Below are 12,629 nucleotides of genomic sequence, written 5' to 3'. Positions count from 1 at the left end.
GGTAACATAAGCATCTCGAAAATTTAACCTATAAATCAATTAAGGATAGGGCTGGCATTTTTTTAGGTACTATTAACTAAAGCGATGCTCCTGCAACGACTTCATCCAAGCTTACAGTTGAAGCGAAATACTCCCGTGTCCATAAGTGTTCCCCGTTGAAATTTCTTTGTCTCCCTCTGAATTTTCTTATAATCGCTATTGCGCTAATAGCCAACTGAGCTTGATACAGCAATGTTGGTCGGAATACTTAAACAAATATGAACAGGGGGGGCTCTCAAAATGGCCTTCTAAAACTTCAATGCCTTTTTGCTTAGCCAGTTCATGCAGAATATCACCCAGATATCTTCTTAAGCCGCCATAGATAACTTTCTTACTTTTCTTCGGAATAAATACAATGTGGTATTTACAATCCCATCGCGTATGCGCCAAACTCTTCTAGATATATTAACTATCCCATTGTTTTTTTTGATAAATATGGCTTCATTAATCGTCTGACTAAGGTACAATAGGGCATTTCTAATGATAGTTAATGGATGTTTTCAGACGGATGGCGAACTTCAATACGCATGTGGGGGTGGCGACTACCGCGAGCACGGCTGCAGCGACTACGGCGGCTAATCTCGGACTGATCGAGCTGATAGACGCGCCTTGGTATATTTTCATAGGTGTGATCGGTGGAATGTTGCCCGATATTGATGCCGATAATTCCACTCCGGTTAAAAGATTGTTCATGTTATTGGCCGGACTGAGCAGTGCAGGCGCATGGGTCGTATTCGAGAATTTGATGGCTCCTCAGCGCCTGATGTTATTGGCTGTCGTCACATTTTTTGTCGTACGCTATCCGGTTTTTTTTCTATTTCAGAAACTGACCGTGCATAGAGGCGTTTTTCATTCTTTGTTAGCCGCGTTTTTTTTCGGCTTGCTTACGACCTGTGGCAGTCATTATATTTTGGGCTGGAATATATTGCAGTCGTGGCTCAACGGTTTGTTTCTTGTCATCGGCTTTGTTGTCCACTTATGCCTTGATGAGCTTTTTAGCGTGGACTTGGCAAACGGTAGAATGAAAAAATCCTTCGGCACGGCCTTTAAGCTGTTCAGTTACAAGAATATGACGGCATCCGTTTTGTTATTCATTTCGGTCGTTGCGTTGTTTATCGTCGCCCCTCCATACTCGCATTTGCTACAGGTTTGGCAACGGTTGCATTGGGTGAAGACCGAAGGCAGTTGTTAGTGCCCCAGCATTCAATATTTCAATGCACTTCGTTGAAATAATTTACTAGCGCGCCACTATTTCTGCGAAAGCTTGTTTTGGGCATCCCAGCCCAAGCAAGCGGCAGAAATTACGTGGCGATTATTGCCTCCGGCGGCCCCGATTCGTCCTGCGTCCGTGCCACTCCGCCATATCATCGTAAACTCGATGCTGGCTCCGTCGCACTCCCACAAATGACTTGACGGCGTTTCGGGAGACCTTTTATTTTGTCTCCACCTTCGCTCTCGCTTCGATTCCGACAAAACAATCGGCCCTACGCCTATCGGGGACTAAAAATCTTCACTTCGCTGGCGCTCCGTTTCCAAGATTTTCAGCGGTTGCATCCGGGGGCTCTTTACTATGCTGGATTCCGCTTTGTTCCTTCCGGCTCACTTGCATAAGACTAGCGAAACAGTCGCGATCGATGCACCTCACGTTGTTCGCTACTTCCTACATAAAGGACTTAGCCTGTAATGATTTAAGCTCAGAAAATGCCGTTTTAATTAGTACTTTGCAAAGCCACAGTGGGTCTGCTAGCTTTGTGCGCCCTATGATATTATCAAATGTATTAACTTTATCGTTCCATCTGTACAATAATAAAAATGATTAAAAAGATTAAAGAAAACCCCGTCATCACGAATTTCAAGGACAAATATCCCAATGCAAATGCCATCATTGTAGTTGTTGCGATCATCATGTTTTGGCGCGGCGTATGGGGATTACTCGATATTTATTTATTTCCAGGTTCGCCAGCTCTTAGTTATCTGGTTTCTATCACCTTGGGGGTATTGATCTTGTATCTGGATGGATTTAGTCTGGATAATTTGAAAAGGTAATCAATAAAATTTAATTGGTCAGTGGGTGAATTAGCGGGAGCGGTTGAATCAAGCGGCAGGACGGTAATACTCAGCCTTCAATCGAAAAAAAACTTGAAGCTGTTCACATTTTTTAATTAGATGCTAAGCTTGTTTTAAAAAAATAAGCGCTGCTGAACTTTCAAGCGATTGCTTGACCCATCCCCTTAATCCCTGGAGAAAACATGAAATATTTTCATTTTTTCGTTACTAAAAGTCTGTTCTTGTTGTTGGCTTTAACGGTTGTTAAGCCGATCTATGCCGAACAACCGGCTGTTAATACCGATGCATTATATGAGGCTTTGTTTACCGCATGTCGATCTTCATCGGAAACTTCTACTTCTTTTTTCAATGATTGCCTTGATGCTTTGCAGTCTTCCGAAGAGTCTTTGTCGGCACTGACTCCGGATGAAATTTTCGCGAACAACACCAATGTGACCAGCAGCGCCATCAATGACAACTTCAACCGGATGGACTTGTTACGGCAGTTCGGCAGTCGGCCGATCGGTGGCGGAGCCAGCGCGGACTCTATTGCCAGCCGCTTCGACATCTATACCAATGGTCATACGTCTTGGCAAGAATATAATCGCCAGAGTTTAAATCCGGGATTCGATCTGTTTGATTCGAAAGTCATGATCGGGGCCGATTATCGTTTCAACGATAATTTTATTGCCGGTTTGACCAGCAGTTACCTCAGTTCCGACACCACGCTAAATCAAGGGGCAGGGGAGATCGATACCGACGGTTATGCCTTTTCGATCTATGGTTCCTATTATCTGAATGATAGTTTTTTCATCGACGGCACTTTCGCTTATGCCGACCAGCGCCATAGGACGACTCGGAATATTGCTTATGGAAGCGTCAGCCAAGTCGCTTCAGCCGATGTCGACTCCGATACGTTTTCGGCGGGTGTGGTCACCGGCTACAATTTCTTTGTCGATGGTTGGACCATTACACCAACCGCTCGCTGGATGTATCGCAGCATTCAGCTCGATGGCTATACGGAATCGCTGTCGAATCCAAGTGCTGCCGGCGGCACCTTAGGCGTGGCGATTGGAGACCAGGAATATGAATCGATTACCGGCAACTTTGGCGCTCAGGTCAGCTATGCTTGGAGCCAGTCTTGGGGTGTATTGATGCCGACGCTGGCGGCCGAATACGTTCACGAATTTTCCAACAATTCTCAGAGCGTCAACGTGCGTTTTATCAATGCGCCGGACGGCACCGGCGGATTCAGCATCCGCAACAGCGCCAGGGACAGGGATTACGCCACCATCAATGCCGGATTATCCGCCCAGTTTGCCCGTGGCGTTTCGGCTTTTGTCATGTATGAAAAACTGCTGGATCTAAACAGCATCACCAGCGATTCCTTGTCGATGGGTGTGCGTTTGGAACTTTAGAGCCTGTAGCGTGTAGGGAGGATCAAGCGCAGCGATCCGCCAAATCTTTTTCCACCTCTGCGAAGTACAATGCCGTGGGAGCACCGCCCTCGGCGCGAAAAGCTTCATTCGACCCATCGATACTATATTTCTGATGAAAGCGCATGGAATGGGCGGGAACCGCGGAAGCTTGTTCCCGCCTAAAGCCATGTTCAAAGGCTAGGCAAGCCGATATGCAGGCACAGCTGTTGTTCGGGTAAACAGCGCTGCGCGTTACACGCTTGTACCGTCAGCAACAACTTGAGTGGTTCTTGAATGTTTTGATCGGCAATGTCGATTTCAAGTGCGGATTCATGTTCGTTTTTGGCAATCACTTGCCTCAGTTCAAACGCCGACTGGTTTAATAAACCGTACTTCGCGGCCTGATTCAGATGCCAGCCTTCGTTGAATCGCCAGTAGACGGTTAGACGGATCTGGGTTTTGGTCTCACGCGAGGCGGATGCCGTTACTTTGATCGCACCATCGCCGGCATATTGATAACCGCCGATTTCTCCATGCTGTAATTCGTCCATTTGCGCCAACATGTAGGCATAAGCGACTGGTTGTCTGTTGATCTGACTGGCGTAACATCGTAGTATATTGCTGGCTTGTTGCCGGTACGCACTGTTTCCGCTCCGCCTGTATAATCTACTTAACACACGAACAGCAACGGCATTGCCGGAGGGCAGGGCACCGTCGTAACTGTCTTTCGGCTGGGTAAATAACAATCGCTCGTTACCCATATTTAAAGCGCCTGTCGAAGCATCGAGGAATTTATCGAGCATCTCGTCGACTAGTTGCTGTGCTCGACTCAAATAAACACTATTATCGGTGACGTCGTATAACAGTAATAATGCTTCGACCAGGTGCGCGTAATCATCCTGTCTGGCCGCGACCGAAGTCTTTCCTTGCAGGTTGACGCGCCATAACTGCCGGCCATCACGTTGGTGTCGCCATAATGCGCTCGCCGCTCGTTCGGCGGCTTCAAGATAAGCCGGATCATGCAAGAGTTGTCCGGCTTCGGCTAGCGCAGTGATCATCATGCCGTTCCATGAGGCCAAAATTTTTTCATCGGTCAATGGTGGAATTCGTTGCTCACGAGTCTGCCGTAGGCGGTCCAGAATGGGATCGAGACGTTGCGTCAAATCGCTTAGGGATTGTTGTTTTTCCTCTGCGACACTGGGCAAAGAGCGGGGGAGATACAGGATATTCTTGCCTTCAAAATTGCCTTTTTCGCTGACACCATATAAATCGATGACGAGCTGTGCTTCGTCTTCACTTAAGGCTTTTTTGATTTCATCGATGCTCCAGACGAAATAAGTTCCCTCATGCCCTTCGCTGTCGGCGTCTGTCGCCGAATAAAACAGGCCTCTTTCGTCGCGCATGTTCCTGAGCACATAATCCAATGTCTGTCGGGCGATGCGAACATGCAGCGGATTGCCGGTTAAGCTAAATGTCTGCAAATACACGCGGGATAGATAGGCTTGGTTATAGAGCATTTTTTCAAAATGCGGCACCAGCCAATGATTATCGACCGCATAACGGTGAAAACCGCCACAAATTTGATCATAAATCCCTCCCTGCGCCATGGCTTCCAAGGTATGTTCCAGCGCCACCAATAACTGACCATTGGGCTTTCGCTGCAATGAATGAAGTAACAATAACAACAAGGGTTCATGAGGAAATTTAGGGGCGCCGCTGAAGCCGCCATAACGATCATCGTAGTTTTGTAAAATATTGTCGAGGGCTGACTGCATGATGTTTTTTTCCAGCTCGGCGAGCTGCGCCTGATTCGATGTCGTTTGTTCTACTGCATCGGCGAGTTGTTCGGCCTGGATGAACAAGACATCCCGTTGTTGATGCCAGGCCCTTCCTATTTGAGTCAGTAAATCGATGAAACTGGTCTGAGGATAATAAGTGCCGGCATAAAAGGGGCGGCCATCGGGACACAAAAAAGAGGACATCGGCCAACCGCCGTGCCCGGTAAAAAGGGTGACGGCGGTCATATAGGTGGCATCGATATCGGGGTGCTGCTCTCTGTCCACCTTGATGCAGATAAAATGTTCGTTTAATAGTTTGGCGACGGTGGTGCTTTCAAAGCTTTGTTCTTCCATCACATGACACCAGTGACAGGTGGCGTAGCCTATCGACAGAAATATCGGTTTATCCTGTTCCCTGGCTGCCGTAAATGCTTCTTCTCCCCAGGCATACCAATCGACCGGATTATGCGCATGCTGTAATAGGTAAGGCGAATCCTCCAATATCAGACGGTTGGTATAAATCGGCCGGCCATCTTCCTGTAAATGACGTGTTCTGGGTTGATAGCCAGGGCCCTTGGCGGTCAAAGCCGCGTTTAGCTGATCTTTTAATAACTGAGAATTTGTCATGTTATTTGCTAGGGGCTGTTGCCGTTTCACATAGGTAACCATAAAAAAGCGCAAGCCAAGGCCACAGAAGCTTCAAAATTTCGTTTGAGCTTGTCATATCGTGTAGCAATAGCTCTGAAATGTTTCAGTCTTGCAAACACATTTTCAACGAGGTGACGATATTTGTAGAGACACCAATCCATATCATCATTCCCTACGTTTGAATTCTTTTTTCTTGGAATGACAGGAACAGTTCCTTTGTCTTGAATCTGAACACGTAGTGGTTCACTGTCATAGCCTTTGTCAGCAACGATATAGTCAGCTTTAGGCAGTTCAGCGACCAAGGTTGGCGCTTCTTTACAATCATGAACTTCGCCACCCGTCACTGTAAAGTGGATGGGAAGACCACAGGCATCAACAGCCATATGAATTTTGGTTGTATTACCCGCAACAGATTTACCAATCGCCGATTCTTGCCCATAGGCCGCACCGCTACTATGCTGATGAGCTTTCACAATACTTCCATCAATAAATTCCCATTCCAAGTCAGGCTCAACTATCAGTTCGTTAAAAATACCCATCAGTTTTTCTTTACGAGACCATTCATTGAAGCGTTTATAAACAGCATTCCAGTTACCAAAGGCACTGGGTAGATCTCGCCAGGGACAACCTACGCGCAAACGATAAAAAATCCCTTCGGTTGTTTGCCGAAGAAAGGGTTTGTCATATATCCCCATTTTCAACATAATCATCTTCAATTTTCCCCAGTGTTCATCCGTAAACATTTGTCGCGGCATAGTTTGCTTGTTTTTGGCTCAAAATAAACAAGTTATGAGGCGGAATTATTGAAATTCAAGGGTAAGTTACAAAACGGCAACAGCCCCTAATGTCATTGATTTACATTCATGATAAGCCATTTCGTGCTAAAACTACATTGCTGTCTATGATATTTATTCGCTATACTCGAGCGTAGTAGGGCAGATCAACATACTCGCAAAAATCGGTGTGCGAACCTTATGTTAACGTGGTAATTTTCTTGGGAATAGATATGAGTTTACAAGACGACTTCAATGAATTGACAGAAAACCTCAAACAACAACGCGATTCCATTGCGTTGAAAGTGCATTTAGCGGAAATGGATGTAAAAGAGGAGTGGGAAAAAGCCGAAAAGAAATGGGATAAGTTCAGCGCCAAGGCCAGAGACATTTATGACGACACGGTGGACACGGGCGAAGAGGTGATCGATACCGCCAAAATCATCGGCGATGAATTGAACCAGGCTTATCAACGCATCAAGGCGCGTTTATAATTAAAAAGGCCTGCCAACAAGGCAAATATGGACTTGTTGGCAGGCCGCAGTAGCAGAGATAACTTAATCGGCGATCGGTAAACCGCTAGGTACTCTGTAAGGTACAGTCGCTCTGGTATCCAGGCTAGCCGGGTCGGTCAGTGCATTGAGGAAATCAATTAAATAAGTGACATCTTCTTCTGACAAGTCTAACGGCTGGATTTCAATGCTCGCTTTAAGTTCTTCACGGCTCATCATATCGTCGTAAACGAGTCGGTCAATCTCATCCAGATCGGCGCGAGGAGGTAAACGGGCCTGGCTGATATCATAATTATCCAAGCTTTCCTCCGGATGCAAATGATGTTGAATCATTGCCTCTAAGGTGTCGTAAGCGCCATCATGTCCCCAAGGTCCAGTGACCGCGACATTGCGCAAAGTAGGGGTGCGGAAACGGTAGCGATCAAGACTGTCGCCGGTGACCTGTTCGCGCCCGTAGTCGTCATGACCCTCTAAACCATCGCCTTTGCCCGGACCGATTTGCGGAATGCCGAGAGCATGGAATTGATGATCCGTTTGTAACGGACCGCTGTGACAGGACATACAGTTGTTTTGGAAAATTTTGAATCCCATTCTTTCGGCTTGGCCCAGGTTAATTTCTCCTCTCAAATAACGATCGAAAGTACTGTTGTCGGCACGGAATGCCGTCGCCTCGAAGGCGCCAATGGCATTGGCGATGTGGACAAAACTGACATCCTGATCTTGTACGCTTGGGTAAGCTTTGTGAATCAAGTCGCGGTATTCGGCAATTCCCATCACTCGCTCGGTCAACAAACGCCAGACTGTAGTGACGTCACCCGCAGCGGCGGCATCGGCGACCGGGTTTTCGCCGGCTTGGCCAGCCATTTCGGTATTCGATGTCGGCGGAAACATCGCCTGTACGGCCAAGGAGTGATCCAGGCCGGGCGGTAACGCATCGCCGGCTGGAGAGTCGAATCCAGATGGATGATCCGGATTTTCAGTCACTCGGCCGTCATGGAACATCGTTACGAATTCCTTTGCGCCCAGGTTATATAGATGCGGCGCATTTCTCGGTACGCGCTCGTGAATGGCGTCACTGCCAGATCCGGTGTCGCGGGTGACACCCAATCCCTTGCCGCCTTCACCAACCGGCAGAGCCAGGCCGTCGCCGGTGCCGGCTAAGGGATGGTGGCAAGTGGCGCACGAGGTGTTTTTATTGCCCGATATGATTTTGTCATAAAACAGAAACTGCCCGAGTTTGATTTTTTCCGGACTGGCGTTATGAAAATCCATATCCGTTAATGCGCTGTGGTTAGCGGCGTGGGCTGCAGGGCTTATCATTGCCCCCAGCAAAATGGTCTTTATTATATTTTTCATTGCTTGGTTTCTACTTGATTGAATCACACACATGCTAGGTTTAAGCAAAAGGAGTGCCAACCATAGATCTCTAACATAATAAAAATAAAGCCGCTTCGAAACAATTTCTTACAGCATGTGTGATTAATCTGACAAGATGCTAGCTTAATGACGAAGTTCATAACTGTGTTATATGACATATTGGGGGGAGGTGAAATAACACAGTTAGCAATGTTTAAAGAAGTGACGTTAAGCGATAAAAATAAACTTGCGCGTTTTATTTATTTGTTACATTTTTAGCTAGTCCGGATATTTGCAAACTGTAACGGGAAAATGGCCATCTTTGTGAAATATCCAGGCTAGAATCGATTGAACTACAGGAACGATGATGAACAAAGATAACAAGATTCCAAACTGGAGTATGGACAGCGCGTTACGCTATATCTACATCAATGAAGTAATATTCGTCGTGTTGGTGTTGTTGTGCTTTATCGGTGAATTATTGGCCGAAGCAACCGATCGTATTGCGTTTTTTTATTGGTTATGCGTCACGCCGCTCTTTTTCTATTGCTCTTTATTGAGTGAAAAAGCTAAAGCCATCAGTACCGGTATTAGCAACAAACATCTGATCCGTTATGAGTTGTTCTACTGGGGCAGTGCCTTCGGTTGTGTATTATTGGTTTTTTTGATGTGGCATGCAGAAACGATCACGCCTGGAGGCGGCGCGATGACCATTCATATTATTCTGGCTCATACGATGTTTTTGAGCGGTATCGTATTGGGTGTTCATTATTATCTGATTGGCGGAATTCTGTTTGTGACGGCTGCATTATCGATTGTGATGGGCGGAAACTTCGGTGTGGATCTAGTTTTGTCGCTGCCATTTATCTGGTTGGGATTTTATCTTGAAGAAACGCTGTTGTTTCCAACCCTTAAAAGAAAGAATGATTACCTTAAAGAACGGGAAGAATCTGATTGGCAGGAGGGGGATCGGCGATCCTAGCCACGGAAAAAGTTTTAACTCGAAACCGCCATGGACACACTGTATACTGAAGTTTGAACCATAACTTCTCTGACTCTCTGTATGCCTTTCTGAGAATCTAAATAATAAATCAAACATGCTAAATAAGCTTACACCAAAACTATCCGCCATTTTAGTAACTGCCGTCGTCATCGTCTTGTTCTTATTTTATCAGTGGTTTTCTAGTAATAACCAGATCAATACGGCTGATATGCCACCGAGGGTTACAGAGCCTGTCCTTAATATACTCCATAAGCAAAACCTCGATAAACGTCTGGAATATGCCGAGTCTATGCCGATCATACGAGACATGACAAAATATCTTTACCAGCTTGATGCGTTAATACAAACCAATAAGGACAAGGCAAGAGCGCCATTATCGATCGTGTATCGTAGGCTCTTATATCTGAAAGCCAAGGGTTTAAACATTGACGGTGCGAACAAAATACTGAAAGATCACACCACAAAATACTTGGCAAAAGAAGAGCCGTAAGACGAATTCGGCAATATCAAGTCGCTAAGCCTAATCAGATGTAAATGACTGATATTACCTTACACATGGTCGCTACAAGATTTGGTTGTCTGTCGCAACGTATAGTTACTGAATGAGGCATTGCGCAGCATCTGCGCCCAGCCCTGAGCTTCTTCTAGTTCGGGACGTTTTCTTCCGATCGACCGCCGTTTGGAAGAATTTTTGGGGCACAAGTATTAATCTCCACTGAAACGTTAGTGTTCGTTTGACTCAAAGAAACCGGTCAGTTGCTCCGGGGTGAAATCGTCGACGCGAATGGCATTCCGTCGGGCTTGCCCAGCTCGCCGCATCGATGCGGCCTCCGAGGGGTCAATAATGCCGTCTTGCAATGCGTCAGCCAATATTTCATCTGGCGTTCCGGTGGAAAGTCGACCTTGTTTCTGAGCAAGGTGAATCTTTGCTTCGACCGGCGCCGCCGCCAGCACCGCCTTGAATGCTGCTTCGATACGGCCGCTGGCGTCCTCAGGCATGGCATTGATGTATATTCCCGCCGTCAAGCGTTCTCGAGCAGGGTTGTCGGTCAAAAGTTTTTGCGCCAGCGCGCCGGTCAACGACTCTTGCGGCGGCGCATAGGGCTTACCCAGCGGAAACAGCGCATGGCGCAAAAGCTGGGCGGGCACCCTTGCCGGCAACAGCCCGAACACCGCCAACAGAGATTGTTGGGCGCGATGTAGACTGTATTGGCAGGCCCAATCCAGCAAGGGCAGATCATCCCGCTGTGATCCCTGGTTTTCGAAGTGTTTCAGTGCGCACGAACAGAGATACAGATGACTGAGGATGTCGGCGAAGCGGCCGGAGAGACGCTCCTTGCGTTTCAGTCGACCACCGAGCGTCAACAGCGCGAAATCTGCAGCCAGTGCGAAGCCAGTGCTGAGCCGGGTTAATTGCCGGTAATAACGCCGGGTCTGTTTATCGCCCGGCGTGCGAACCAGTGCTACACCTCCCAACCCGAAGCAGAAGCCTCGGGTCAGATTGCCCAAAAAAAAGCCGACATGCCGCCACAGGAGATCGTCGAACTCCGCTAGGGACCGGTCCGGGTCAGGCTCGTTCAGCGCATTCATTTCGAGTTGTACGAAAGGATGGCAGCGCACCGACCCCTGGCCGAAGATCATCATCGTCCGGGTGAGGATATTGGCGCCTTCGACGGTAATGCCGACCGGAATCACCTGATACAAGCGACCGATGAAGTTCGAGGGTCCAAGGCAAATGCCTGAACCGCCCTGAATATCCATGCCGTCGTTGATGATGCGGCGCATGGCTTCGGTGGCGTGGTATTTGAGTATGGCGGAAATGATCGCCGGTTTTTCGCCGACATCGAGTGCGGCGCAGGTAATATGCCGTGCGGCATCCAGCAAATAAGTCAAACCAGCCATCCGCGCCAGCACTTCCTCGATCCCTTCGAAGACGCCTATGGGTCTATTGAATTGGGTGCGAATCCGTGCATAGGCGCCGCAGTTGCGGCAAACGAATTTGGCCGCACCAACGCTGAGCGCCGGCAGTGAAATAGCGCGACCGGTAGCGAGACTTTGCATCAGCATTCTCCAGCCCTGGCCGGCCTGGGCTACGCCGCCGATGATCCAATCGAGCGGGATGAAAACGTCTTTACCCCAATTGGGGCCGTTTTGAAAAGCCGAATCGAGCGGAAAATGGCGATGTCCGATCGAGATGCCGGAGGTGTCGGTCGGGATCAATGCGACAGTGATTCCCAGGTCTTCAGTTTCTCCTAACAGATGATCCGGGTCGTATAATTTAAAAGCCAAGCCTAGCACCGTGGCGACCGGCCCCAGGGTAATGTAACGTTTTTCCCAGTTCAGACGGATACCCAATATCTTTTCGTCGCCTTGGAAAGTGTCGTAACAAACCACGCCGTTGTCGGTCATCGATCCGGCATCGCTGCCCGCCTCCGGACTCGTCAGCCCAAAGGCGGGTATTTCCAGGCCATCCGCCAGACGGGGTAAATAATGTTGCTTTTGCTGTTCCGTGCCATAGGCCAGTAACAGCTTGGCCGGACCCAATGAATTCGGCACCATTACCGTGACGGCGGCGGAAACCGAACGGCTGGCTATTTTCATGACGACCTGGGAGTGAGCGAATTCGGAGAAATCCAGGCCGCCATAGGATTTGGGGATGATGAGGCCGCAAAATTTATGTTGTTTGATATACTTCCAAACTGCTTCGGACAAGTCACGGCGATTGTGAGTAATATCCCAGTCGTCGAGCATTGCACACAAGGTCTCCACCGGGCCGTCGAGATAGTCCCGTTCCTCCTTACTTAATTGTGCGGGAGCAAGGCTGAGTTTGCGCCAGTCAGGCTTGCCGTTGAACAATTCGGCATCCCACCAGGTGTTGCCGGCTTCCAATGCCTCTCGTTCTGTTTGCGACATCGTTGGCATACGTTTTCGCATCCATTTGAATAACGGCCGGGTCAGAAATTGCCGTCTCAAGGGTCGAACCACCAGTATCGTTACTGCGCCAATGACGATGATCAGAAAAAATTCGTTCATTGCATACTCCTTTTCTGTCGTTC

10 protein-coding genes and 1 pseudogene are annotated in these 12,629 nt (G+C 48.0%); 6 read left to right on the top strand and 5 right to left on the bottom strand.

Annotated features, from left to right (window positions below; translation table 11 throughout):
* Window positions 1-76: 76 nt before the first annotated feature.
* Window positions 77-429, bottom strand: a pseudogene (gene tnpA, locus Q9L42_RS13825) (IS200/IS605 family transposase).
* A gap of 100 nt (window positions 430-529) precedes the next feature.
* Between tnpA and Q9L42_RS13820 the strand changes: the two are divergent.
* The 3 genes from Q9L42_RS13820 (at window position 530) to Q9L42_RS13810 (ending at window position 3,503) form a co-directional block, all read left to right on the top strand.
* Window positions 530-1,231, top strand: a complete 702-nt coding sequence (locus tag Q9L42_RS13820; RefSeq protein WP_349431258.1) for a metal-dependent hydrolase — start codon at window positions 530-532, stop codon at window positions 1,229-1,231.
* A gap of 620 nt (window positions 1,232-1,851) precedes the next feature.
* Window positions 1,852-2,085, top strand: coding sequence for a hypothetical protein (locus tag Q9L42_RS13815; protein ID WP_305907819.1), 234 nt, complete (start codon window positions 1,852-1,854; stop codon window positions 2,083-2,085).
* Between the two features lie 203 nt (window positions 2,086-2,288).
* Window positions 2,289-3,503, top strand: a complete 1,215-nt coding sequence (locus Q9L42_RS13810; protein WP_349431257.1) for an autotransporter outer membrane beta-barrel domain-containing protein — start codon at window positions 2,289-2,291, stop codon at window positions 3,501-3,503.
* 191 nt (window positions 3,504-3,694) lie between these two features.
* Here Q9L42_RS13810 and Q9L42_RS13805 read toward each other — a convergent pair whose 3' ends face one another.
* Window positions 3,695-5,908, bottom strand: coding sequence for a thioredoxin domain-containing protein (locus Q9L42_RS13805; RefSeq protein ID WP_305907821.1), 2,214 nt, complete (start codon window positions 5,906-5,908; stop codon window positions 3,695-3,697).
* Window positions 5,909-5,934: 26 nt separating this feature from the next.
* A complete protein-coding gene (locus Q9L42_RS13800) occupies window positions 5,935-6,684 on the bottom strand; it encodes an IS5 family transposase (protein ID WP_305906342.1) in 750 nt (249 codons plus the stop codon).
* A 251-nt stretch (window positions 6,685-6,935) separates the two neighbouring features.
* On the opposite strand from Q9L42_RS13800, the gene Q9L42_RS13795 reads away from it, so the two are divergent.
* A complete protein-coding gene (locus Q9L42_RS13795; RefSeq protein ID WP_305907822.1) occupies window positions 6,936-7,196 on the top strand; it encodes a hypothetical protein in 261 nt (86 codons plus the stop codon).
* A gap of 63 nt (window positions 7,197-7,259) precedes the next feature.
* Here the strand turns inward: Q9L42_RS13795 and Q9L42_RS13790 are convergent, their stop codons facing one another.
* The gene (locus tag Q9L42_RS13790) at window positions 7,260-8,570 is read right to left on the bottom strand and encodes a cytochrome-c peroxidase (RefSeq protein WP_305907823.1); all 1,311 of its coding nucleotides are present in this window, start codon (window positions 8,568-8,570) and stop codon (window positions 7,260-7,262) included.
* Window positions 8,571-8,937: 367 nt separating this feature from the next.
* On the opposite strand from Q9L42_RS13790, the gene Q9L42_RS13785 reads away from it, so the two are divergent.
* Both Q9L42_RS13785 and Q9L42_RS13780 read left to right on the top strand, forming a co-directional pair.
* On the top strand, window positions 8,938-9,552 hold the full coding sequence (locus Q9L42_RS13785) for a hypothetical protein (RefSeq protein WP_349431256.1): 615 nt from the start codon (window positions 8,938-8,940) through the stop codon (window positions 9,550-9,552).
* 115 nt (window positions 9,553-9,667) lie between these two features.
* A complete protein-coding gene (locus Q9L42_RS13780; RefSeq protein ID WP_305907826.1) occupies window positions 9,668-10,063 on the top strand; it encodes a hypothetical protein in 396 nt (131 codons plus the stop codon).
* Window positions 10,064-10,296: 233 nt separating this feature from the next.
* On the opposite strand, the gene Q9L42_RS13775 is transcribed toward Q9L42_RS13780, so the two are convergent.
* Window positions 10,297-12,606: an acyl-CoA dehydrogenase gene (locus Q9L42_RS13775; RefSeq protein ID WP_349431255.1), complete on the bottom strand. Its 2,310-nt coding sequence runs from the start codon at window positions 12,604-12,606 to the stop codon at window positions 10,297-10,299.
* Window positions 12,607-12,629: the final 23 nt, after the last annotated feature.

The sequence above is a fragment of the Methylomarinum sp. Ch1-1 genome (genome assembly GCF_030717995.2).
Taxonomy (GTDB): Bacteria; Pseudomonadota; Gammaproteobacteria; order Methylococcales; family Methylomonadaceae; genus Methylomarinum; species Methylomarinum roseum.
This window is presented reverse-complemented; position numbering and strand designations above follow the sequence as displayed.